The sequence below is a fragment of the Microcoleus sp. BM001215392 genome (assembly GCF_036700185.1).
Lineage (GTDB): Bacteria > Cyanobacteriota > Cyanobacteriia > Cyanobacteriales > Microcoleaceae > Microcoleus.
On sequence record NZ_JAUBOJ010000036.1, the window covers coordinates 1 to 24,554 of the forward strand.

Annotated in this window: 23 protein-coding genes and 2 pseudogenes; 17 read left to right on the forward strand and 8 right to left on the reverse strand. The window is 47.5% G+C overall.

Features of this window, described 5'->3' with window-relative positions:
* Window positions 1–198: pseudogene (locus QT974_RS06555) on the forward strand (hypothetical protein); the annotation flags it as partial.
* A 206-nt stretch (window positions 199–404) separates the two neighbouring features.
* Here QT974_RS06555 and QT974_RS06560 read toward each other — a convergent pair.
* Window positions 405–557 carry a hypothetical protein gene (locus QT974_RS06560; protein WP_333467716.1) on the reverse strand — a complete coding sequence of 51 codons (153 nt, stop codon included), beginning with the start codon at window positions 555–557 and terminating at the stop codon, window positions 405–407.
* 133 nt (window positions 558–690) lie between these two features.
* On the opposite strand from QT974_RS06560, the gene QT974_RS06565 reads away from it, so the two are divergent.
* The 3 genes from QT974_RS06565 to QT974_RS06575 all read left to right on the forward strand — a co-directional run bounded on the left by QT974_RS06565 (window position 691) and on the right by QT974_RS06575 (window position 2,875).
* Entirely contained in the window at window positions 691–906 is a 216-nt protein-coding gene (locus QT974_RS06565; protein WP_333467717.1) for a helix-turn-helix domain-containing protein, read from the forward strand.
* A gap of 109 nt (window positions 907–1,015) precedes the next feature.
* Complete coding sequence (locus tag QT974_RS06570; RefSeq protein WP_333467718.1) at window positions 1,016–1,606, forward strand: chromophore lyase CpcT/CpeT; 591 nt, start codon at window positions 1,016–1,018, stop codon at window positions 1,604–1,606.
* A 117-nt stretch (window positions 1,607–1,723) separates the two neighbouring features.
* On the forward strand, window positions 1,724–2,875 hold the full coding sequence (locus QT974_RS06575; RefSeq protein WP_332995213.1) for an NAD-dependent epimerase/dehydratase family protein: 1,152 nt from the start codon (window positions 1,724–1,726) through the stop codon (window positions 2,873–2,875).
* Window positions 2,876–3,029: 154 nt separating this feature from the next.
* On the opposite strand, the gene QT974_RS06580 is transcribed toward QT974_RS06575, so the two are convergent.
* On the reverse strand, window positions 3,030–3,161 hold the full coding sequence (locus QT974_RS06580) for a hypothetical protein (RefSeq protein WP_333467719.1): 132 nt from the start codon (window positions 3,159–3,161) through the stop codon (window positions 3,030–3,032).
* Window positions 3,162–3,264: 103 nt separating this feature from the next.
* Between QT974_RS06580 and QT974_RS06585 the strand changes: the two genes are divergently transcribed.
* From QT974_RS06585 to QT974_RS06630, 10 genes are all read left to right on the forward strand, one after another.
* Entirely contained in the window at window positions 3,265–3,570 is a 306-nt protein-coding gene (locus QT974_RS06585; protein ID WP_333467720.1) for a hypothetical protein, read from the forward strand.
* 5 nt (window positions 3,571–3,575) lie between these two features.
* Complete coding sequence (locus QT974_RS06590; RefSeq protein ID WP_333467721.1) at window positions 3,576–4,232, forward strand: DUF4291 domain-containing protein; 657 nt, start codon at window positions 3,576–3,578, stop codon at window positions 4,230–4,232.
* A 110-nt stretch (window positions 4,233–4,342) separates the two neighbouring features.
* Window positions 4,343–5,476 carry a glycosyltransferase gene (locus QT974_RS06595; protein WP_333467722.1) on the forward strand — a complete coding sequence of 378 codons (1,134 nt, stop codon included), beginning with the start codon at window positions 4,343–4,345 and terminating at the stop codon, window positions 5,474–5,476.
* A gap of 74 nt (window positions 5,477–5,550) precedes the next feature.
* A complete protein-coding gene (locus QT974_RS06600; RefSeq protein ID WP_333467723.1) occupies window positions 5,551–5,694 on the forward strand; it encodes a hypothetical protein in 144 nt (47 codons plus the stop codon).
* Window positions 5,695–6,146: 452 nt separating this feature from the next.
* Window positions 6,147–8,867 (forward strand): GAF domain-containing protein, encoded by a 2,721-nt coding sequence (locus QT974_RS06605; RefSeq protein WP_333467724.1) that lies wholly within the window; start codon window positions 6,147–6,149, stop codon window positions 8,865–8,867.
* A gap of 253 nt (window positions 8,868–9,120) precedes the next feature.
* On the forward strand, window positions 9,121–10,263 hold the full coding sequence (locus tag QT974_RS06610; RefSeq protein WP_333467725.1) for a sensor histidine kinase: 1,143 nt from the start codon (window positions 9,121–9,123) through the stop codon (window positions 10,261–10,263).
* Between the two features lie 352 nt (window positions 10,264–10,615).
* Window positions 10,616–11,446 carry a GUN4 domain-containing protein gene (locus tag QT974_RS06615; protein ID WP_333467726.1) on the forward strand — a complete coding sequence of 277 codons (831 nt, stop codon included), beginning with the start codon at window positions 10,616–10,618 and terminating at the stop codon, window positions 11,444–11,446.
* Window positions 11,447–12,197: 751 nt separating this feature from the next.
* Entirely contained in the window at window positions 12,198–12,788 is a 591-nt protein-coding gene (locus QT974_RS06620; RefSeq protein ID WP_333467727.1) for a YdcF family protein, read from the forward strand.
* Entirely contained in the window at window positions 12,781–13,113 is a 333-nt protein-coding gene (locus QT974_RS06625; protein WP_333467728.1) for a hypothetical protein, read from the forward strand. The genes QT974_RS06620 and QT974_RS06625 overlap by 8 nt, the downstream gene beginning before the upstream one ends.
* A gap of 9 nt (window positions 13,114–13,122) precedes the next feature.
* Window positions 13,123–13,761: a GAF domain-containing protein gene (locus tag QT974_RS06630; protein ID WP_333467729.1), complete on the forward strand. Its 639-nt coding sequence runs from the start codon at window positions 13,123–13,125 to the stop codon at window positions 13,759–13,761.
* 164 nt (window positions 13,762–13,925) lie between these two features.
* On the opposite strand, the gene QT974_RS06635 is transcribed toward QT974_RS06630, so the two are convergent.
* From QT974_RS06635 to plsX, 6 genes are all read right to left on the reverse strand, one after another.
* Entirely contained in the window at window positions 13,926–14,564 is a 639-nt protein-coding gene (locus QT974_RS06635; protein WP_333467730.1) for a lysophospholipid acyltransferase family protein, read from the reverse strand.
* Between the two features lie 162 nt (window positions 14,565–14,726).
* Window positions 14,727–15,674, reverse strand: coding sequence for a phosphate ABC transporter substrate-binding protein (locus tag QT974_RS06640; RefSeq protein WP_333467731.1), 948 nt, complete (start codon window positions 15,672–15,674; stop codon window positions 14,727–14,729).
* A 10-nt stretch (window positions 15,675–15,684) separates the two neighbouring features.
* Window positions 15,685–16,398, reverse strand: coding sequence for a PspA/IM30 family protein (locus QT974_RS06645; protein ID WP_333467732.1), 714 nt, complete (start codon window positions 16,396–16,398; stop codon window positions 15,685–15,687).
* Window positions 16,399–16,912: 514 nt separating this feature from the next.
* Entirely contained in the window at window positions 16,913–17,794 is an 882-nt protein-coding gene (gene fabD / locus QT974_RS06650; RefSeq protein ID WP_333467733.1) for an ACP S-malonyltransferase, read from the reverse strand.
* A gap of 516 nt (window positions 17,795–18,310) precedes the next feature.
* Window positions 18,311–19,312 carry a beta-ketoacyl-ACP synthase III gene (locus tag QT974_RS06655; RefSeq protein WP_333467734.1) on the reverse strand — a complete coding sequence of 334 codons (1,002 nt, stop codon included), beginning with the start codon at window positions 19,310–19,312 and terminating at the stop codon, window positions 18,311–18,313.
* Window positions 19,313–19,650: 338 nt separating this feature from the next.
* On the reverse strand, window positions 19,651–20,700 hold the full coding sequence (gene plsX, locus QT974_RS06660; RefSeq protein ID WP_333467735.1) for a phosphate acyltransferase PlsX: 1,050 nt from the start codon (window positions 20,698–20,700) through the stop codon (window positions 19,651–19,653).
* A 489-nt stretch (window positions 20,701–21,189) separates the two neighbouring features.
* On the opposite strand from plsX, the pseudogene QT974_RS06665 reads away from it, so the two are divergent.
* The 3 genes and pseudogenes from QT974_RS06665 to QT974_RS06675 form a co-directional block, all read left to right on the forward strand.
* Window positions 21,190–21,768, forward strand: a pseudogene (locus tag QT974_RS06665) (IS607 family transposase); the annotation flags it as partial.
* A complete protein-coding gene (locus QT974_RS06670; RefSeq protein ID WP_442933159.1) occupies window positions 21,677–22,858 on the forward strand; it encodes an RNA-guided endonuclease InsQ/TnpB family protein in 1,182 nt (393 codons plus the stop codon). The pseudogene QT974_RS06665 and the gene QT974_RS06670, both read left to right, overlap by 92 nt.
* 219 nt (window positions 22,859–23,077) lie before the next feature.
* Window positions 23,078–24,412, forward strand: a complete 1,335-nt coding sequence (locus tag QT974_RS06675) for a D-alanyl-D-alanine carboxypeptidase (protein ID WP_333467736.1) — start codon at window positions 23,078–23,080, stop codon at window positions 24,410–24,412.
* Window positions 24,413–24,554 lie beyond the last annotated feature (142 nt).

Sequence of the window (24,554 nt, forward strand, 5' to 3'; positions counted from 1 at the left end):
GGAGTAGCTGCAATACCTCGGATTACTCCGAAATACTACGGATTGGTGCTACTCTGTTATTGTCGGTACGCACCTCAACCTAGTCCGCTGATGCCAGTGCCAAGTGCTGGCATTTCGATCGACTCGTTTGGAGGAGATGAGGCAGCTTATCAGCAATATCTTGAGAGTAACACTAAATCAGAGGTTTATTCGCATTGAAGATGAGAAGATGGATGACTTATTCTCGTTCACAGCGATCAGGGCTGATTAATTCGATCGAGGAGCGATCGCACTTATTATAAAAAGCGATCGCTCCTGATTAATTACAACATTCTTTCTAATTGAGTCGATCCCATAGCTGCAAGCAACGCTTACGAACTTCGGGCAGTTTCTCGGCCCCTGTCGTATCAAAAACGATCGCGTGTTTAGTAGCAGGCAACAACCGCCGTAAAATTTGGATATATCCCGAACTCATCGCCTCGACGGTGGAAGCGAGCAACCACCAATCGCTGCATATTTGGCTGCCGCACGATACACCAGGGATGAGTGTTTAATTTGGGCTTTGATGTTGGTATCATAGGGTAATCCTTCCCCGCTTTCGGCGGGGTGTGATAGAAAAGGCGATCGCCCTTAAGTTTTCCAGGCTCCGAGGGCGATCGTTTTGAATTATTTAAATTTTAAGGTTAAATCTAACCTGTTGTCTAGGGCAAAATGGGGCGAGTTAGACTAAAGATTCGAGAGTTGGCAGAAGAAAAGGGCTGGACGCTGCAAGACGTGGCCGATCGCTCTGGAGTTAATTACAACACGGTTAAGGGGTACGCTAGACGCGATGATGGGATGAGTATGGTCGATCTGAGTGCTGTTCAGAAAATCGCTGTTGCTTTCGATGTAATGATTGAAGATTTGGTCGAATTTTTGGAAGATTGAAGGACGATCGCGCGCCGGGGTACGTTACTATTGCCGATCGTCCGCTTTCCCTTAAAATAACTTCTACTCCCCTCAATCTAAAATCTAAAATCCCAAATCCCAAATCGATATGTCCCATTCCACTGATATTGTCACCCTCGCCCGCTGGATGGCGGCCGACTTCAGCAACCAAGCCCAAGCCTTTGAAAATCCGCCATTTTTCGCCCACATCCGCGTCTGCATGAGACCTTTACCCGTGGAACTCCTGGATGGGATAAGTCTTTATCTAGAACAAGCCTATGATATCGAACTGCACGTCCCGTACCGAGTAAGAGTTTTAAAATTAGTCCCGGCGGGCGATCGCATCGACATCGAAAATTATGCCATAGAAAACGAAGCACAATTCTACGGCGCGTCCCGCCAACCCCAGCGGCTGCAAGAAATCACCAAAGAACAACTGACACTGCTCCCGGGATGCACCTTTTTTACGCACTGGACGGGTAACAGCTTCAAAGGGTCTGTTGAACCCGGAAAAGGCTGCGCCGTCGTCAGAAAAGGCAAAAAAACCTATCTAGACAGCGAATTCGAGATTGACCAAGACAAATTTATCAGTCACGATCGCGGGCGCGACCCAGAAACCGACGCCCACGTCTGGGGAGCCCTGGCTGGGCCCTTTGAATTCACCCGCCGCGCCAGTTTCGCCGACGAAATTCAGGTTTGATACAAAAAAACTGACAACCGATGCCAGCAAATAACACCCTAGATTAAAGGTTCACAATGCACCATAACCTGGTACATTAACCCAGTATTGGCAAGCAAGATTCACCGTTGTTGATTTATGAAAGTCCTGGTTATTGGTGGCGATGGCTATTGCGGTTGGGCAACCGCACTCTACCTTTCTAACAAAGGTCACGAAGTTGGCATCCTCGACAGCTTCGTGCGGCGGCACTGGGATCTGGAACTGTGCAGCGACACCCTGACTCCCATTGCACCGATTCAGCAACGACTCCAGCGATGGCAAGATTTAACGGGTAAGTCGATCGACTTGTTCGTCGGTGACATCACCAACTACGATTTTCTCAGCAAAAGTATGAGAAAATTTGCACCAGAAGCGATCGTCCATTTTGGCGAACAGCGTTCGGCACCATTTTCAATGATCGATCGCGAACACGCAGTTCTGACTCAAGTCAATAACGTCGTCGGAACACTCAACCTGCTGTACGCCATCCGCGAAGACTTCCCCGACTGTCACCTAGTGAAATTGGGGACAATGGGCGAATACGGCACACCGAATATTGACATTGAAGAAGGCTACATTACGATCGAGCACAACGGCAGGAAAGATACACTACCCTACCCCAAACAACCGGGCAGTTTCTACCACCTGTCAAAAGTCCACGACTCCCACAACATCCATTTTGCTTGCAAAATCTGGGGTTTGAGAGCCACCGACTTAAATCAGGGCGTCGTCTACGGCGTACTCACAGAAGAAACCGGCATGGACGAACTGTTAATCAACCGTTTGGACTACGACGGAGTATTCGGTACAGCATTAAACAGATTTTGCATCCAAGCTGCGATCGGTCATCCCCTGACAGTTTATGGAACTGGCGGACAAACCCGCACCTTCTTAGACATTCGGGATACCGTGCGATGCGTCGAATTAGCAATCGCCAACCCCGCCGCCGCCGGAGAATTCCGCGTCTTCAACCAATTCACCGAACAATTCAGCGTCGGCGACTTAGCCTCATTGGTGCAAAAAGCAGGCACGGCAATGGGATTAAAAGTAGAAATCAACCATCTCGAAAATCCCAGAGTCGAGAAAGAAGAACATTATTTCAATGCCAAAAACACCAGTTTGCTAGACCTCGGTTTGCAGCCGCACTACCTCTCAGATTCCCTGCTCGATTCTTTGTTGAATTTTGCTACAAAATATCAGCACCGCGTCGATAAAAACCAGATTTTACCCAAGGTTTCTTGGCGCAGGTAAATGCGGGTATCTCGTTGCGGGAAAGAGTTTTTTTAAATGAACCGCGAAGGCGCGAAGGGCGCGAAGTAAGAGAAAAGAAGGGAAGAGAAGAGAAATGTTCGCAAATTCTGAAGGGAGTTGGCTGTATGTTACTTTTTTGATTTCGGAAGATTATCTATCTTTTTTCTCGTTTGCTTTGTGTCTTCTGCTTCTTCTGCGGTGAATTTAAAAATAGCAGAAAGTTTTTACCATAAATAATTGGTTGAAAGCCCGCCCGCCCGGGAGAAATAAAAATCAGAGAATTCATTACTCCAATCCTCTTCCTTCCAGGTAGAGGTTGCTGGCAACTGTCAACTGTCAACTGTCAACTGTCAACTGAATCAAGGCTAGCTTGTTTGGGAAGAAATGCTGTGAAAAGTCGAATTCTCATCTTGTTGCTTTTAGTTGTTTTGCCGGGATTTTCTGCAAGTGCAGTTTGTGCTTATTATTTAGTACCGGAATGGGCTGCACTGACGGCGAGTTATCAAAATTACCGCCGAGTTAGCGAATCGCCTTCGGCTACGGAAAAGGAAATCTTAATTGCCAAAACAGCACAGGAAATTCACAGAATCAACTGCTTTGCTGAAGGTGTGGGATTGCTTTTAGGTGGGATAATTTTATCAATTGGCATTCAGGGAATTTGCATTTTGCCCCAGAAACCTCTCGATCGTAATTAGTTGCGATGAAGCTGCTGACAGAACCCTACTTAAACCAAGCGAGCAAATGGCCGAAAACAGGCCGTCACATTCTGGCGCAATTTGACGAAAATACTGTTGTAGTGTACCAAGCTTACCGTCCGGCGATCGGTCTTTTTGCAGCGGAACGCGGTTATTTCGGTGGCGAATTTAGCTTGAATCGCATGAGTTGGATTAAGCCAAACTTTCTCTGGATGATGTATCGATCGGGATGGGGAACAAAGCCCGGACAAGAAGTGATTCTGGCTGTTTCGCTAAAACGTTCTGCCTTTGACGAAATTTTAGCATCTGTCGTCCATTCCAATTTCGTTTCAGCAGTGTACGGAAGCGAAAAAGAATGGAAACAAGCTGTTAAAATTTCATCCGTGCGGCTGCAATGGGACCCAGACCACCATCCCAGCGGCGCCCCACTGGAACGGCGAGCAATTCAACTTGGCTTGCGCGGTAGTTTTTTGGCCAGTTATGCCCAAGAATGGATTGTGAATATCGAAGATATTTCAGAATTTGTGCAGCAACAGCATCAATATAATACGGGCGATCTTGCCCAATTACTTACTCCTCGCGAGGCAGTGTATCCTGTTACTAACCCCGAGATTTGCCAAAGACTGGGAGTATCGATTTCGCCAACAATATATAAAGAATAACTAAAGCCTTCTTCCCTCTTCCCTCTTTTTACGCTGAGCGAAGCCGAAGCGCCTTTTTCCTTCATCCGTTACATCCGTTACAGAATCCGTTGCCGAACTTCCTTCGTTTTATGAAAATTGCTCTGTTCACTGAAACATTTTGGCCGAAAATAGACGGCATTGTCACGCGCCTAATTCACACTGTAGATCACTTGCAGCGATCGGGCGAACAAGTTCTGATCTTTTCTCCAGATTACGGAATTACAGAATACAAAGGTGCCCGAGTTTACGGTGTTGAGGGTTTGCCTTTACCGATGTACCCGGAACTGAAAATTGCACTTCCCAGTCCGGCTATAGGTCAACAGTTACAGCAGTTTCAACCGGATCTTATTCATGTTGTCAATCCCGCTATTTTGGGATTGGGCGGCATATATTACGGCAAAAAGTTCAATATCCCGATTTTGGCTTCTTACCACACCCATTTACCGAAATACTTGCACCATTACGGTTTTGGAATGCTCGAACCTTTGCTGTGGGAATTGCTCAAAGGGGCGCACAATCAAGCCCAATTAAATCTGTGCACTTCTACAGCAATGGTGGATGAGTTGAGAACTCATGGCATTGAGCGAGTAGACTTGTGGCAGCGCGGTGTAGATACCGAAATGTTTGTCCCCGAATTGACGAGTCGAGAAATGCGATCGCGCCTTTCTGAAAATAACCCAGATAGCCCCTTACTCCTCTACGTCGGCCGCCTCGGTGCCGAAAAAGAAATCGAATCGATCAAACCAGTCCTCGCCGCCATTCCCGGCGCCCGCCTCGCCCTAGTGGGAGACGGCCCCCACCGCCAAACCCTCGAACAATATTTTGCCGGCACCCCCACAAATTTTGTTGGCTACCTCAAGGGGCAAGAATTGGCTTCTGCTTACGCATCTGCTGATGCCTTCATTTTTCCCTCCCGTACCGAAACCCTGGGCTTAGTGCTCCTCGAAGCTATGGCTGCGGGGACGCCCGTAGTGGCGGCTCGCAGTGGCGGAATTCCCGATATTGTCACAGACGGTGTTAACGGCTATTTATTTGACCCCGCGGACGAAGCCGGAGCAGTGGCTGCCACCCAGCGCCTGTTTGCGAATCCCCAAGAACGGGAAACCCTGCGCCAAAATGCTCGCTCTGAAGCCGAATGCTGGGGTTGGGCCGCCGCCACCTCGCAATTGCGGCGCTACTATCAATCGGTGGTTTTTGCCGAGTCTATGCCCTCTGCTGCCTAAATCCTAAGTTGTCGCTTGGAGTGCGGTTACTCATAGGTCGATCGATTTTCCATTTTTGCTTGGAGATTGGATTTATGGTGACTCTCGCTAGCAGCCGAGTTCGAGATTGGCATTTTTGGGATGCTGGTATTTGGTTCCATCGCCCTAGCGTCGGGAAAGTCGCCGGGACGGATGCCCTCAAATACCGATCGAATTTATTGCTGCTGAGATTGCCGTAGCTATCATGCTGTTGCGTTTACCATTAAACTATGAGTAGCTTTGTAGCAATGTCTCGCGCACAACAGCCATAGCGCCATTCACAAACCGGATACGGTTGCCTCCGAGCGCTAAAAATGTCACGCCACGCAGCAGCCTCTGCACATAGCGTTACATTCAGATACGGGGCGATCGATCGAAAGCCTGCGACTTAATTTTCAGGCTGGCAGTTTTTGCAAATCAAACTCAGCTTTAACCGATGAATCCTCATCAGTACCGAGGTTGTAAAAAATCGATCGAGCATATGTAACTAAAAAACTCAAATAGCGCGCACCAAAGAAAGAACTCGCGGTTCACCATCGCGACTACCGAGTGCCCACACGCTAGCAAACAATCAACAAGAGTTTGCACCGCCGCAGCATCTAGCACCGATCGACCTGCGGGTCAGTCTAACCCTCTGAGAAAGCAGTTAATCATGACATTCTCCAATACTGGTAGCGTTCTGGCTACACTGACTCAAGTCAATTTTATGGGGGCATTGACCTCCCGTGTTAAGAGCCTGCCAGTTCCTGAATTAGTGTGCCTGCTCGACTTTATCACGGCTGAATTTCAGCAATTCATCCGGGCGATCGACCTGATTAACAATGAAGCACTCGAAACTCTTTTACAGCAACTGTTAGATGCCTTCACTGTCAAAATTGGGCAAATTCTGCAAGCAGACCGGACAACAATTTTTTTGGTTGACTCCAGCAAAAATCAACTTTGGCACAAAACAGCCCACGCCCTCACAGGTGAAGATGTAGAAGTTCGCTTACCGATGGATGCAGGCATTTTGGGCTACGTAGCAACTACCGGAACATCGATAAATGTCGCGAATGCTAGAGAAAACGAGCATTTTAATTCCGAAGTAGACGAACCCCCGGGCTACTCGATCCAGACCATTCTCTGTATGCCGATTTTTAGCAGCAAGAGTCAAAACGAACCTGTAGCGGTGGTGAGGCTGTTAAATAAAGCTGGTAATGTCGCCTTTACCGAGGAAGACGAACAACAGTTTCAGACTTTTGCCGATTCGATCGGGATTATCCTCGAAAGCTGTCAGTCTTTCTACGTCGTCGCCCGCAACCAGCGAGGGGTTGCCGCCCTGCTGAGAGCGACAACTACTCTCGGTCAAAGTCTTGACTTGGAAACAACTTTGCGCTCTGTGATGGATCAAGCTCGGGACTTGATGCAAGCCGATCGCAGCACGCTATTTTTATTAAATCGGGAAACCAACGAACTTTGGACAAAAGTCGCCAAGGCCGACGACAAAACCATGGTCGAAATCCGCATTCCTGCTAATAAAGGAATTGCTGGCTACGTCGCTTCGACCGGTCAACCCCTGAATATTACAGATGCTTACGACGATCCCCGCTTCGATCCCTCTACAGACCAAAAAACCGGATATCGCACTCGGACTGTCTTGTGTATGCCGGTGCACAATGCCAAAGGTGAGCTGATCGGGGTAACTCAGCTAATTAATAAGAACCAAGGCACTTTCACTACTTCCGACGAAGAGTTTTTGCGAGCCTTTAATTCCCAAGCCGGAATGGCGCTGCAAAATTCTCAACTGTTTCAAAACGTCATGGTGGAAAAGCAGTATCAAAAAGATATGCTGCAAAGCCTGTCAGATGCGGTGATCTCCACGGATTTGCAGGGGCGAATTGTCACAATTAACGAAGCGGCCCTAGAACTGTTGGGCTGTCCGGTAAATCAAGCCAAAAGCAAACACAATCCCGAGATTTGGGAAACAAAATTGATCGATCGCTATGTTTGGGAAGTTGTGCCGATCGAAAATTTGCAATTTCGACTCGAAGACAGCCTTCACTATGCCGCCCGACATTACGTTCCCGAACAAAGTTTAACCTTGGGACTGTTGGTGGAAAAAATGCTCGGTTCGCCAGCAGCAGGAACAAAAGAAGAAGAAGAACAAGAAGAAGAAGAACAAGAAGAAGAACAAGAAGAAGAAGAAGAAGAACAAGAAGAAGAAAGTTATATTTTGGCTGTACCCGATCGCACAGATGCAAATTTTTATTACGCTTGGGGTGAAAACCATGCGTGGACTCAGGAAGTAGCGCAGGCAGAATTAGCTAACTCTCAATCTCTATTTTCGCTGCCAAATGCTGGCCGCTATCACCCTTATTGTCCGCTACCAATCCCCGCCTCTAGAATTAAAGTAATTGAACGCAGTTTGAATTTAACTGTCAACCCGCTGATCAATCCAGAAGGCGGGGTGCGCGGCGGCTTAGTCGTACTCGAAGACATCAGCCGCGAAAAGCGGATGAAAAATACCATGTACCGCTACATGACTCCCGGAGTCGTAGATAAAGTGATGGCATTGGGCGAAGGCGCTCTGATGGTGGGCGAACGCAAAGAAGTTACTATTTTATTTTCTGATATTCGCGGCTATACCACCCTGACCGAAAATCTCGGGGCGTCGGACGTGGTATCGCTGCTGAATGAATATTTCGAGACGATGGTGGAAGCAGTTTTCCACTACGAAGGTACTTTAGACAAATTTATTGGCGATGCTTTAATGGCCGTCTTCGGCGCGCCGCTGCCGCTGAATCCTCCCGAGAGTCACGGTTGGATGGCGGTACAGTCGGCTTTAGATATGCGCCGCCGCTTGAAAGAGTTTAATGATTCTCGCCCGGGAGAAGATCCGTTTCGCTTTGGAATTGGGATTAGTTCTGGAGAGGTGGTTTCGGGAAATATTGGTTCCCAAAAGCGGATGGATTACACGGTAATCGGCGATGCGGTGAATTTAAGTTCGCGGCTGGAACAGCTTACCAAAGAATATGGCTGTGATATTATTTTGAGCGAGTTTACTTACAGTTTGTGCCGCGATCGCATTTGGGTGCGAGAGTTGGATAAAGTGCGGGTTAAGGGCCAAAATCAGTCGGTGGGCATCTACGAGTTGTTACAAAATAGCGCCGAGCCCATGGACGGGGAAACAGCTAGGTTTTTGGAACTTTACAGCAACGGTCGAAATGCTTATATTGCTAAAAATTTTGAGAAAGCTATTAGTTGTTTTCAGGCCGCGCTAGCGATGCGACCGGGCGATCGACCTGTAGAAGTTCACCTGCAACGCTCCCTCGCCTATTTGGCAGTGCCTCCACCAGACGATTGGGAGGGGGTGCATACTATGACCGCAAAGTAGTATATCGTATCACATCCGAGGGTCAAAATGCAAAAAAATTGGATAAAGTTTTGAGAGAGCAACCCCTAAGACGGTGAGGACATTCTTGAGGGCTCAAACATGAGTTATTATTGCATCGAACTTCTTCCGACTTCCATTTCTCTTCTTCCTTCTGCTATATATTCCTTATGACAGAGTTAAGAAATGGCAAAATGTGAAAACATAAATCGAATGCCAAATTAAAGTTAGTATATATTTTCAGACCCACAATTAAATGAACTATTTATCTGTTCCGAATGCCACAAAAGCCGATCGCATTCTGGTTGTAGATGACGCACCAGATAATGTTTTGTTGGTGCAGACAATCCTGGAAGAAGAAGGTTACGAAATTAGCACGGCCGAGAATGGCTTTTCGGCTCTTACCCAAATCGACAAATCAGCCCCGGATTTGGTACTGCTAGACGTAATGATGCCGGGAATGGACGGTTATGAAGTCACCCAGCGAATGCGACAAAATAAGGAATTGCCCTTTATCCCGATTTTGTTGATCACAGCTCACGACAGCGCCAGCGTCGTTCAAGGGCTCGACATGGGCGCAGACGATTTTATCCGCAAACCCGTGGAAATGGACGAACTGCTGGCGAGGGTGCGATCGCTCTTGCGGCTCAAACACAGCGTAGACGAACGAAATTCGATCGCCCTCCAGCGCGAAGATTTTGTGTCCCGACTCGCTCACGACTTGCGGACGCCCCTAGTAGCAGCCGATCGAATGCTCACCTTAATGCAGCAGGGAGCTTTGGGAGAAATCTCGCTCCCCATGCGCGACGCTTTCGGGACAATGGTTCGCAGCAACAAAAACCTGATCGCGATGGTAAATATGCTGCTGGAAGTCTACCGCTACGAAGCAGGCCGCAAATCCCTCAGTTTTGCTCCCGTGGACTTGCGCCAGCTCATTCATGAGGTAGCCGAAGAACTCGCTCCCCTAGCCGATGCTAAACATTTGTCGGTGAATTTAGACTTGAGTGAAAGTGCAGAAAGTGCTCCGATTGCCAAGTATCCGGGCGATCGTCTGGAGCTGCACCGCTTGCTGACAAATTTAATCGGAAATGCAATCAAATTCACAGACAGCGGCTCTATAGATGTCCGCTTAAAAGCTGCCAATTCACCCGCTTATACAAGCTTCAAAAACCAACCGCTGGCATGGGTAATCATGGAAATCCAAGACACCGGCGCCGGCATTTCTCCCACAGAACAAGCCAAGTTATTTGAAAGGTTTGGCTCGGGAACTCACAAGAAATCCAGCACAGGTTTGGGACTGCACCTGTGCCGCCAAATAGTCGAAGCTCACCGCGGCACCATTGAGGCTAAATCCGAGTTGGGTAAGGGCAGTTTATTTACTATTCGCTTACCTTGTTAGAGCGATAGAGAAACCGGAGATTAACCCACGTTAATGCAGATAATTTCAATATCTGAGAGTAATTGTAGAAATAGCGTGCGTCAGCGTGGCAGATTTTCCGGCCAAATCTACAATCTCAGGATCGAGCGTCAGGACTTTAGTTTTTCTTTCGCAGGATCGAGCGTCAGGACTTTAGTTTTTCTTTCGCAGGATCGAGCGTCAGGACTTTAGTCCTTCTTTCGCTCGCACTAAATTCCCAACTACAAACCTGTCAAACACTCCATGAGATCGTGCCATGTGTGGGCAAAGAATACAATCGGAAAATTATTAGGCAGATGTCATATAATTAGTTGTAAAATGAATTTACTTCAATATGTCTAAATGTCCCGTCTGCGGTGCCCAATACATAGAAAAACCATCTGAATTTTGTTCGATTTGCGGCTGGGATTTGACGCCCTACCCGCAGCGTGCAAAGCCTTCCAAAACTTATGTAAAACAAGAACAAGTTAGATTGCAGTGGGCAAAACAAATGTGGGAATCCGCCCGCAACCAACAAAATTGGTCAGCCAGATTTGACGAATTGCAAGAGGAATTGCAGCAAGGCGCGATCGCCCGCACGTACCTGCAATCTCAGTTAGAATGGGTTCTGTACCGCCTCGAACAACTAAACCCCGAATCCATTACCAGCACTTTACTGCGACTCGAACAGAAAATCGGCGCCTTACCTGAGCAAACTCCGGCTATCTCGGAAGTGGGGATGGATTACCGACAACTGACAAAGCTGTTAGCAACCGGAAAATGGCGCAAAGCAGACGAACACACTTGGGAAATTTTGCTGCAAATCGCCGTCAGGGAAGACGAAGGCTGGCTGAGTGCAGCCGATATTGACAGTTGTCCTCCTACAGACCTTCGCACGATCGACCAACTTTGGCAACAATACAGCAGCGGGCGGTTTGGATTGACCGTACAGCGGCAGATTTGGGAAAATACTGGAGGAAATTATACCCAATTGTGCGATCGAGTCGGCTGGCGAGTCAAGGAAAATTGGCAATATTACAGCGAGCTCTCATGGAGCGAAAATGCTCCTCCAGGACACCTCCCCGTCACCGCATGGAGAAAGCGCGCCTGTTATGGCGCTGGTAAACTCACCGCAGCAGAAAACTTTGCCCGCATTGTCGCGAGATTTGCTACGGGCGATCGCTGATTTTCGTAAATAAAAAATTCAAAATCGACATTAACTGCTATAATCAAAACGGTTCAGCAACTGGGGCTGTGGCTCAGATGGATAGAGCAAGCGCCTCCTGAAGAATCGGGCACCCTGGGAGGAAACTCTGGGAGTGAATGTGGTCAAACTCAAGGAAGCCTAAGTCTGACGGCAGATACGGTAATCTTGAGCCAAGCTTTATCTAAACTTTGTTTGGGTAAGGAAGGTGCAGAGACTGGCTTTAGGAAGTAAAAATCATAAAACCTCCTAAACATACGGCCACCACCTAAAGGCTGCAAGCCTACGGTGAAGGAATAGTCCGGAGAGTGGGGAAACTCACACAAATCTGAAGCGCTAGGTCGCCGGTTCGAACCCGGCCAGTCCCATTAACAGTCAAGCACAGTTAAAAGCAGAAGGCTAAACCTCAAGTTTTGTCCTTCTGCTTTGCATATCTGCTAACCAGTTGACCCGGACACGCATACTTGATTGAATACAAGAGCCCTAGTAGAATAAAAATTTCATACCTGAGTTTAAGCCCCCAGTACAAGCTTTACATTCAATCTAAAATCTCCCATCGCCAGTTCTAGCAAGCAATACAAGCTGTACATTCAATCTAAAATCTGCCATCTCAAATCGCAAATCCCCAGACCCTCATTTAAATTTTAATTTTTAATTCCTGTTAGTGGGCTTTACGTGCGGTATTTTTTGTTATGGTTCCTGTGTCGGCTATACAAAATTTTTATAGGTTTAGATGTGGTTGAGAATCAATTTAAACAATTTGCGCTACAAGCGTTTGAGGGTTTCACCGAATTTTTGGTTCCTAGTGGGACTGGTGGCGGCCTGTTGGTTTGGCTCCATACAGCTTAAGAGCGAATTTATGAAACCCCAAGCTTTGTTAGTTCTAGGTGGGGCTACGGAACGAGAGGTTTTTGCGGCCAAATTTGCTCGCGAGCATCCTGTATTGCCGATTTGGGTGTCTTCTGGAAGCAATCCGGAGTTCGCCGAATGGGTGTTTTCCGAAGCGGGAATTAAGTCCGATCGCCTGCACTTAGATTACAGAGCTGTAGATACGGTAACAAATTTTACCACCTTGGTAGATGAACTGAAAGCTAAAGGGATTGAGAGCGTGTATCTGATTACATCAGACGATCATATGCGGCGAGCTCAGATTATCGGCGAAATCGTCCTCGGCAGTAGAGGCATTAGTTTTAAGCCTGTAGCAGTTCCGTCTGGGCGAACCCCCGAACCGGTACAAAAAGCCCTGCGCGACGGCGCTAGAGCCATTATGTGGCTGACTACGGGTTATACAGGCGCTAACTTCAGCCAAGCCAGAATTGAATAAACAAAGTCAGTGGTCAGTGGTCAGTGGTCAGTGGTCAGTGGTCAGTGGTCAGTGGTCATTAGTCATTAGTCAGTGGTCATTAGTCATTAGTCAGTGGTCATTAGTCATTAGTCAGTTGTCATTAGTCATCAGGAAGAATTCATCAGTCATCAGGAAGAAAGAAGAAGGCTTTAGTTATCGTCGCAAGAGAAGGAAAAACGACTTCGCTCATGCTCAAAAGAAGCCAGAATCAACTGGAAGAAAATCTCATATTTGTGCAATTAAGAACGCCCTAAAAGTCGCGCGCGCTTGCGATAAAATCCTTGTCGCTTCCCCAAACTTTTAAAACTTATATTTGATAGCGATTTCACAAACCGCTAAGACTCCGATCGCAAATCCGTCAGAAAACAAGATTAGTAGTTTAAAATCTGTAGGTGAACTTCAAGACCAAAAGTTAATGAGCGACCAAATTTGGAGCGAATTCTGCCACAAGTTTTTGAGTGACAGCAAGACTGAGGATGCTGTGTTTTCGGCTTTAGTGCCGGCTTTAGGTGAGGTGTTAAATTGCGATCGCGTCTTTCTGTACCTCCGCAATCCTGAAACCCAAACAGGCAAAGTACCTTACTGCTGGCGTCGCAACTCGAACTATCCCGAAGTTAGGGACGCGGAGTGGAAAAAAGAACCGGAATATTTAGGGGAAGAAGACCCTTTATTTGCAGCAGCGTTGCGCACTGAACCTTCAATTTTTGTGGAGGATGTTGAAACAGCAAATCCTGTAGTTGTTAACAAAGATTTTGAAGCAAAAGAGTTCGGACATCGTGCTTTGATTCACGCTCATCTTTGTGTTGACGGCTTGTTGTGGGGGGTTTTGCAGCCTTGTATTTTCGATCGCCCTAGAGTTTGGACTGACTTTGACCGCGAAGTTATCGCAGCAGTTACAGAAAAAATTTCGCCCTTGGCTGTGGCTTTTGTCAGAGGCGCACAACCGTCATAAAATAGGTTTGATCTTTCGGACTGAGCGTCCTTATCAAAGAGAGGACGCTCAGTCCGAACGATCGAACCTGTTTGATCGTGAGGAATGCGAGTCCTAAGAAAAGAAGGACGCTCAGTCCGAACGATCGAACCTGTGTAAGTTGTACAAAAAGCCTGCAAGCTGAATCAGCGGCCCAAATCGTGCATTGCATTAATCTCAGTTGCACATCTTTGAGTCAGCGCTTCCAATTCCTGGCGATCCGACGAAGCGGGCGCCTCAATTAGTTTGCCAATTCGCACTGTCAGCGGCACCGGACGCGGCACTATCGAACCTTTCGAGGCGATCGCGTGAGTTCCCCACAAACTAACAGGTAACAGCGGCGCTTTTGCCTTAGCAGCTATCAACGCAGCCCCCAATTTCGGGTCAGTAATTCGACCGTCGGATGTCCGAGTTCCCTGCAAAAATACACCAGTCGCCCATCCATTTTCCAAAGATTGGATAGCCGAACGAATTGCACTGCGATCGGCACTTTCTCGCTTCACTGGATAAGCGCCATAAAGCGTAATTGCCTGTTTCAAAATAGGAACTTTAAATAACTCTTCCTTCGCCATAAATGCCACCGGCCGCCTCATCGAACTAGATAAAATCGGCGGATCAAAATCGCTGGCGTGATTGCTGACTACCACAAATGGCCCTTCTGTTGGCACATTTTCGGCACCGTAGATGCGCCCCCGAAAGTAAAGGTGCAGCATCGGGCTGACAATTGACCACTTGAATAAATAGTAGAGAAGTAAACTCTCGATTGGTTCGCGACTTTTGCTCACAGAAAACCTGAGATTTTAAATTACATCGAATATTAGCGTATCAGATGATTCGGCGGTTGAAACCGCTTCTACAAAAACTTTCGTCCGCGCAAGGCGGACGAAAGTTTGCGTGCTTTTAGGTGCTGGCCAAACTTCTGTCTGGCGGACTATTTTTGGAAGAGCTCAATTTCCAGCAAGCATCGCTTTTTGTCCTTCAGGCGAAGTCGTGTAACCCAAGAAATCCTTAACCGCTTGGCTGGGGGGATTTTTGTAAGCGTAGTACAACTCCCGCTGATAGCGATAATTTGGGGCTTCCGGCGTCGCAGTGTCTACGGGTACAATCCGCACCGTTTTCTGATTTACTACTTGAGCGAAAGTGGCATAGCCGATGCCATTGTTACCTAAAGCTTGCAGCAGCGGAGTTGTCGCATCTCGATCGAGCGTGGTAACATTTGCCCCGGTACCAAAACTACCACCTCCGAGCACTTGTTCTTTAAAAGTTTGGTGAGTACCGCTAATTTCAGGTCTATTAATCAGCTTAATCGGGCCCGCTGGCCCACCGACTTTCGACCAGTCTTGAGTAGTTCCCTTAAAGATATCTTGCACTTGAGCGGAAGTTAAACCTCCTTGAAACGGGTTGTTAGTCCCGACTACGATCGCAATTCTATCTAAAGCAACGGGCACTGCTGCCAAACCCTTAGCTCGATCTTCTGGCTTTAAAGCGGTCGATATCGCGGCAATATCGGCTGTTCCCGCCACCAAATCCTGAATTCCTTTTGCAGAACCATTTGCTTTGGCATCCACTGTAGTGCCGGGAAACTTGCCTTGAAAGCCGTTCTTAAGGTTGAGATTGATTGTTACCATGCTGGTAGAACCGTCGATTCTCACCGCCGTGCCGGCAGGTACGGCAACTGGTAGCGCAAAGGAAGTAGCAGCAACAGGCGATGCTGAGCTGCCTGCGGGCGCGACGGGAAGCTGGCTAGAAGTGCCACCTGCTGGGGGTGTTGGGGCAGTCGGGGAATTATTAGCATCGCCTGTTGCTGGTTTGTTCATAAAAAAGAACCAGCCACCGCCTGCGAGCAACAGAAATAACAAAATAAAAACTATGGGGGGAGGCCCGCTTTTAGCCATAAAATACTCCTTAGTTGGGAAGTTCTTTGTTGTTAGAACCGTCTAACATTTCCAGTCTGCGATTAACTTCATCGTCTAGGGTCATGTTTTCTAACTCAACCTGAAGTTTTTCTTGCGGGTTTTCGGATAGTTCTGCTAAGGCTTGCTGTTCGAGGTTGCGGCGCCCGACGGCGTTTTTGGCTTGCTCGAATTGCGATCGGGCTGAATCGATGCTGAGGTCGTTGTTGACCTTGGCTATGGCGCTGAGAGCTTCGTTAATCTCTGCCATATCTTTCATATTTTGCATATCGGTTTTGTAGGCTTCCAGCTTTGTGCGCTCTCGATTTAGCTTGTCTTTGGAAGCGTTGACATAAAGTTCGGCTTGTTTTACTTGGGCTTCTAACTGCGGCAGAATTGCTTCTGTCTGAATTACTTTCGACATTGCCAAACGGGCTGCTTCTTCGTTACCGTTGCGCTGGGCTGTGATGGCTTGTCGCTCTACGGTTTGCATTTCCCTAACTCTTTCTTCATATTTTGTTTTGGCGCGCTGGTAGGCTGCAACTTGGGTGGAGACTGCGGCGGCCAATTTTTGCACCGATTCTTGCATCGATCGCAGTGACTCTTCTGCTACGGCGACTGAAATCTTACCACCGGATTCTGTCGGCATTCCCCACATCCAGTTCCACGCGCCTACTATGGTTCTGCCAGCTTTTTCTCCCATCAGCCAGTAAATAGCTTTTTTCATATCACTACCGGATTAGCTTGCTTTTTACTCTTAGTTTAAACCAGTATTTGCCGATCGACCTCAAGGGCGATCGATATCTACATTAGTCCTAAACGCACGAGTGCCTAGAAACCGGGTTTTTTACGAAAATACTGCATCTCAACCTTTAATATTGGTCAAAAACCCGGGTAAGTCTTGTAAATTTCTGAACGATATTTTTGAGCCGTCTGGCTCGTCTATCCCCAATTTGCACAACAGGTCGTAGTAAAATTTTCCTGTTGTGCTATTGATTTTTCAGCAATTTTCTGACCAATTAACTCAATTTTAACAGAAAGAATTGGTTGAAAGCCTCTCCCGATCGTCCTTGAGAAATTAAAATCAGACTATTCATTACTCCAATCCTCTGACTTAAGGGTAGAGGTCGCTCTTAAACTGTTAACTGTTAACTGTTAACTGTCAACTGTCAACTGTCAACTGTCAACTGTCAACTGTCAACTGTTGAAAGCCTGCGGCTGAATAATTGGTTAGCAATAGATTAAGCGGGCAAATCTTCAAAACTGCTGACATTTACCAGCGCTAAATTAGGACAAGTCCGTTTGATCAAACCTGTGAGAACTTTGCCGGGGCCAATTTCCACTACGCGATCGATTCCTTGTTGTGGCAATTGCAGAGAAATTTCTCGCCAGCGCACGCCTTTAGTCATCTGTTGAGTCAATCGCTGCTTCAAAGTAGCTGCGCTGGTAGTGGCTGTTGGTTCTGAGTTCGAGAGCACCAACATTTTAGCATCGGAAAATCTTGCCGCTTTTAAGACTTGTTGAAATTCTGACGCCACTGATGCCATCAGCGGAGAGTGAAACGCACCAGAAACATTCAATTTAACAGCGCGTTTGACTTTAATTTTTGCCAGCAAATCTTCCACTGCTGCCGGCGTTCCAGAAATCACAACTTGTGCTTCGCTGTTATCGTTGGCGAGCACCACGTCTCGGCTGTATTGAATTTGCAGTTCTAATTCCTGCCTGTCGAACCCGATCAAAGCCACCATTTGCCCGCCGGAGGCAGTATCCATGAGTTCGGCGCGGCGTTTGACTAAGCGCAATCCGGTTTCAAAGTCAAAGACACCTGCTGCGTAAAGGGCAACGTATTCTCCTAAACTGTGACCGGCCACTACTGCTGGTCGATCGCTCTTTTCTCGCATTAAGTCTGCCAAAATGCTTTGTACTACGAACAAGCAAGGCTGAGTGTAGAGAGTCCGAGATAGTTTAGCTTCTTCTTTTTGGCAAACTTCCGGGACAGACCAGCCTAAAATTTCTTTGGCTAGGTCAAATTTGGCTTTGGCTGTTGGCAAGTTTAATAAGTCTGCACCCATCCCGATCGCCTGGGAACCTTGTCCGGGAAATACCCATGCTGTTTTAGTCATTTTTCCGGTAATCTGCTAATTGGTGGTTGCTAAGAAAGTGATTGCAAAAATTCTTTGTTTCCCGCTATCTTTGTTCGCTGGCTGGTATCCGCTATCTTTCGGTTAACGAACTATCTACTCGCGACTCATAATCGTAACATATGACTGCGCTTTTTACTAGGTTTATATTTTTTGTTGCTACTTTAATTGAGATCGATAGCAGCAGCACGATTTTCAACATTCAAGCTGCCCAAATTAAACCAAAAAATAGAGGATTTTCAATCTGCAAGCCCGCGCTTGTCCAGAGTTATTGTCGGAGGATACACGCATTTATCCACACTTTAGGGTGTGTATGGCGTGTTAAAGGATTTTTATTTTTCCATGGTCGCAGTCGGGACAATTAGCCTTGGCAAGTTTCAAGCCGCCAAATATTGCACGAGTCTCCCAAAATAATGAAACGGCTAGCCCGCAATCTCGATCGCGAGCTGAAGCAGTGATTCTTCCTCGAAAATCGCCAATACCCAATCTAAAATGGTCTTACCTTCCCCATTGAAAAATTGCCGCCCCCCAACTCAAACCTGCGCCAAAACCAGCCGCAGCAATAGTGTCGCCCGGTTTAACTTTGCCCTGACGCACGGCTTCGTCTAGGGCTAGGGGAATTGAAGCTGCTGAAGTATTGCCGTAATTTGCTAAATTGCTGATTACTTTTTCTGGAGGAATCTTCAGCCTTTGAGCAACTGCATCGAGAATCCGCCCATTAGCTTGGTGCAACAGCAGCCAGTCAATTTCGGCGGCGCTGATATTTGCCCGAAACATTGCTTTTTCAATGACTTCTGGCACTTTTTTTACAGCAAAACGATAGATTTCTTGACCGTTCATCGCGATCGGCTCAAATCCACCTTGTCCGATATTCACGCCCTCAATTAATTTTTTTGACTCGGCTTTGTAAGCTAAACTCAGAGACGAATTTTGCGTGCCGTCGCTGCGAATTTCAAATCCCAAAAATTTATCGACTTCTGAGGCTTGCAATATCACCGCACCTGCACCGTCTCCAAATAAAATGCAAGTACCCCGATCCGACCAGTTTACCCACCGAGATAAAATATCTGCTCCGATCAGCAACACGTTTTGATAAACCCCTGTCCGAATGAACTGCGAGGCTGTCACCAACCCAAACACAAAGCCCGAACAAGCTGCTGTCAAATCGAAAGCCACAGCTTTTGTCGCGCCCAACTGATATTGAATTTTGCAGGCAGTGCCGAACAAATCGTCAGTGCTCGATGTGGCCAAAATAATCAAATCGATATCTGTGGGCGCAATTTCTGCCATTTCTATCGCCTTTCGGGATGCCTCGGACGCCAAATCGCACAAAGAAGTGCGATCGTCCGCCAGCCGGCGTTCGCGAATGCCCGTCCGCCCCGCTATCCACTCGTCATTCGTTTCTACTATCTGACTCAAACCGTTATTATCCAGCGAAACCTGCGGTGTACAAGACCCGCTACCCGTAACGGCTATGCCGAACCCTGATTGCTGCAACATTCCTCTCCATTTACTCGCTGTTCGGTCGAGAAATTAAAAATTAAAAACTTCAAACTTAAACTCTTTTTTAAACTGCTGAAATTACTTTTTTTCAAGCAAAGTAAGCTGTTTAAACTGACATTTTTAATTTTTAATTTTTAATTTTTAATTCCTACTTACTAGAAATAATTGGTTTAAAGCCGGAGCCTCGATCGGGAGAAATTAAAAGAAGACTATTCATTACTCCAATCCTCGGACTTCCAAGTCGAGGTCGCAATCAACTGTCAACCCTTCTGGCTTGCTTTTCGGGCAAGGCGTCAACTGTCAACCGTCAACTGTCAACCGTCAACTGAATACCTTTAATTGACAGCTTCTTGTTCTAGAGCGCTTTCGCGATTGGACGATCGAATTCGCTCCAGCACTTGGTTGTCAATGGCCCCTTTTGCCAAACGAATGGCATTAAAAATCGAGGCGGATTGAGACGAACCGTGGCTGATAATGCAAACTCCAGCAACGCCCAACAGCAAACCGCCGCCGTGTTCAACGTGGTCTACCCGCTGTTTGAACCCTTTGAGGCTTTCTTGCAGCAGGGGAGCGCTAATTTGATTTTTGAGTCCGGCGGCCAATTCTTCCTTGAGCACTTGCACCACGACTTCGCCCACCGCTTCGGCAAACTTCAACAATACGTTACCGACAAACCCGTCGCAGACAATCACGTCGAAGTTTCCCGACAGCACGTCGCGGCCTTCGGCATTGCCCACAAAAGGAATATTCGGGTTGTCCACCAATAACTGGTGGGTGCGCACCGCTGCGTCGTTGCCTTTAGAAGGTTCTTCGCCAATGTTGAGCAGACCGATTTTTGGTTCGGCCACGCCCAGCACGCACTGGCTGTAAATAGTTCCCATCAGAGCGAACTGCTCCAAAAATTTGGGGCGGCAGTCCACATTAGCGCCGACATCGAGAATGAGTACAGAGGTTCCCGGTACCATTGTTGGCAAAACTGCACCGATCGCCGGGCGATCGATTCCGGGGAGCCGCCCCAACCTCAACAAAGCCGCAGCCATGGCCGCGCCGGAGTGACCTGCGGACACAACAGCATCAGCTTGCTGCTGCTTCACCAAGTTCATGGCTACGTTAATCGAAGCCTTGGGTTTGCGTTTGAGGGCACTGAGAGGTTCTTCGTGCATTTCCACCGTTCCTTCAGAAGGAACGATTTCTAGCTGACCTGTAGAGACGCGGCCGATCGCGTCTTGAAGACGTAGCGAATCTTCTATTTGCTGCGGGTCGCCCACCAGCAAAATCTCTACGCCTAATTCTTCTTGTGCCTTAAGCGCTCCAGCTACAACTTCGGCGGGGGCGTGATCCCCACCCATAGCGTCTATTGCAATTCTTGCGCGTGTCGATCCCATTGACCAATGTTTGAGAAACACTAAAAATTCTACCAGGAAGTCAGTCGATTTGAGATTTTAGATTTTCTACCCAGGACGAGCGATCTCGGAGCAGGATTTGAGATTGATTTGCGATCGAGCAGTGAATCTGGGAGCAGGAACTCTTAGTCTAAAATTTTGGGCTCGTCTACCAATGGCGTCGCGGACATGGTAACCGTTTGTGGCGCCCCGTCCGCGTGAACCGACAACTGCCAAGAAATAACTAAAATCTGCTCGCGCTCGATCGGACGATCGCTATTTCGGACTACTCTGATAGAGTTATAGCCTTTCTCACATTCACGAGGTACAAATCTTGACGTAAAAAGCTTTACACTGCAAAGGTTCCAGCATATCTTGGCATACCTCATCTTTCTGAAAAAGGCTATAAGTCCTGTAGGCTGATTTGCTGAATTTTAATTAAATTTCCTGGATTATGCGATCGGCGAGAAAAGTAGTCAGCATTATTCACCATTGGATAACTACTCAACCCCAAGACCAGCAGCCGAACATTTTGGAGTTTGCCTGCACACGCTTAGACTATGGGAAAAGGATGGCACAATCAAGGCTATTGGCACACCCGCCGGTCAACGACGATACTCAATCAACTCTTATGCCGGACGCCAGACAACCAACCTTAGAACCATCCTGTACGCCAGAGTCTCCAGTAGATTGCAAAAAGCTGACCTTGACCGACAAATTGCAAAACTACTGGAACTCTATCCATCAGCCGAACTCATTACCGACATTGCCTCTGGGCTTAACTTCCAAAGGAAAGGACTTAGATCCGTTCTGGAAACCTTCCGTACAGGCAATGTCGGCTCTGTTGTTGTTACCCACCAAGACAGAGGCAGATTTGGCTTTGAACTCCTTGAATGGCTCTGTTAGCTCGATCGAACAAAGCTCGTGGTTCTCAACCAAGACAACCTTTCTCCAGAACGAGAAATGCTCGAAGACGTGCTTGCCATTATTCACGTCTTTTCCTGCCGACTCTACGGACTTAGAAAATATCAAACTCAAATCAAGGAAGATTCAGATTTACCCAGAGCCAGCACTAGCAAAGATTTGGAAAGCGTGGATGGCAGCGGCACGATATTGCTACAACCAGGCAATATCTCAACAAAAGAAAAGTCGTCTAAGTAAGCTAAAGTTGCGTAACAAGATTATGCAATCAGATTTACCGAAGTGGGTAAAAGATACACCATGTCATCTGAGGCAAAATGCTATTTTTGATGCTCACCGAGCATATTCTGCCAGTCTGGATGCCAAATATCGAAGCATTCGCAATCCTCGCTCTACGATCAAATTCAACGATTCCAACTTCAGAAATGGGATGTGGTTTAAATTCTACGTTAAAGGGCTAAGCTTCACAGCTTCTGAACCCGTCCCAGTATCTTGTAAGTATGGTACTCAGCTAGTTCTACATCGCGGTAATTGGTTCGCTATTTTCCCTGAAGAATACAACTCAAAACCATCTGGCTATAACTCGGTAATTGCCTTAGATCCTGGTATTAGAATATTTCTGACAGGGTATGACTCCGAAAAAGTAATTGAAATTGGTAGTGGAGATATCGGAAGAATCACCCGCCTGTGTCAATATCTTGACGAGTTAATTGGAAAAATGACTAAAGTTTCTGCCAAGCAAACAAGAGCCATGATAAAAGCTGCGGTCAGAATCAGAAACAAGATTCAAAATCTTGTTGACGAACTTCACAAAAAAGCTGCACATTTTCTAACCACGAATTATCAAGTTATTTTTCTGCCAACTTTTGAAACATCTCAAATGGTCAAACGTGCCAAGCGCAAGATTAATAAGAAGTCAGTACGTCAGATGTTGACATGGGCGCCTTATCGCTTCAAGCAAATCATCAAGCATCAAGCTGACAAAAATGGCTCGATTGTTGTTGATGTGTCAGAAGCCTATACGTCTAAGACTTGTGGAAATTGTGGTCATGTCCATCGAAAACTTGGTGGCTCTAAAGTGTTCAAGTGTCCGAATTGCCAAACGGTAATTGGACGAGATTTGAACGGCGCACGTAATATCCTGTTACGTGCTTTGTCGGATTCGACCTGTTCTGTCAGCAATGACGGAATTGCTATGGTTACATCTCCAGCATTGCAAAGCTATGTTGAGAAATGTTAAGCGTAAATGAATCAGTTTGTCCCTACTTTACTATTTTTGACTGCCCATTGAAAAACTCAACGGAATAGTTTACATGACCCGCCCAAAAACGGGTACTAGCTTTCCGACACTCGTCGGGAAACCCAAAATTTTAGATCCTAGTTCCTGCTCCCAGATTGAAGTGTGGAGTAATTCTCAAATCTAAAATCTCAAATCGATTGACTGACTTAGGAGTAAAAAATGCTGGATTTATTTAGCTCGGGAATCATGTCTCTGTGGCTGGACATGGCTCTTGTAGGCAGTGCTGCCCCCAACGCCTTGTCCCTGCTAGCTTGGCGGGGAGGGATACCCGGGCTAGTTATGGCCGAAGATATGGCTTTTGGGGGAATAAATGCGGCAAATCGCGACTTGCCGACATCAGCGGCGGTTGAGGCATATTTAAAAGATTTGAAGGAGAAGCATCTGATTGAGGGAAATCAGGGAGTTTGGGTGCAAGCCGGAATGGTGCCGCTGGTGAGTCAGCAGGGGACGGTGTTGATGCCGGGGGCTTCGCTGACTAAGATTGCCACTTCCCTAGCGTCGCTGGAAACTTGGGGCGCTGATTATCAGTTTGAAACGCGGTTCCGGGGAACCGGGCCGATTAGAAATGGTGTTTTACAAGGGGATTTGGTGGTCAGCGGTGGCGGCGATCCGCTGTTTGTCTGGGAAGAGGCGATCGCCGTGGGCAATGCTCTCAATCAAATGGGTATCGATCGCGTGGCGGGGAATTTGGTGGTAACAGGCAATTTCCGCATGAATTACCAGTCCGATCCTGTGGCTGCTGGGGATATCTTGCGGCAGGCGATCGACAGTCGCAGTTGGCCGCGAGACGTGCAGGTAATGTATTCTAAGATGGCTCCGGGAACTAGAAAGCCGCAGGTAACGGTGGCCGGCAGCGCGATCGCTGAAAAATTTGCCCGGGAGGGGCGTTTGCTGCTGAAGCGCCGATCGCTCCCTTTAGCCGAAATCCTCAAACAGATGAACGTCCACAGCGACAATGAAATCGCTCAGATGCTCGCCGACAATTTGGGCGGGCATAAAATAGTCCAGCAGCAAGCGACTTGGGCGGCGGGAGTGCCGGCGGCGGAACTACAATTAGTCAACGGTTCTGGTTTGGGGGTGGAAAATCGGATGTCTCCGAGGGCTGCTTGCGGGATGATGCAGGGGATCGCGCGCAACCTTCAAACTACTGGGCTGACGGTTGCTGACTTGTTTCCGGTGTCCGGGCGCGATCGAGGAACTGTGGAACACCGCCACATTCCGCCGTCGGCTGTGGTGAAAACCGGTACTTTGGACACGGTGATTGCTTTGGCCGGAGCCATACCCACGCGCGATCGGGGTTTAGTTTGGTTTGCAATTATTAATCGCGGCACCGATTGGGACTCTTTGAGAGTGCAACAAGATATATTTTTGCAAAAATTGGTGCAGCAGTGGGGAACTGCACCGGCCGTACCCTTAGCAATTACACCGCATATTGACGGGGCTAGACCTGCTTTGGGGGCAGCAAATCGCAGCGATATTTTGCTGGGAGGTTAACGTCAGTTGACCTGTGACAGTTGACAGTTGACAGTTGACAGTTGGCAGTTGTCAGATTAATGCTTTTAGACCCGATGCCCTCTTTGCTCGATGCCCTCTTTGCCCGATGCCCCACAGCATAATATGAGATTTCGCGCATAGA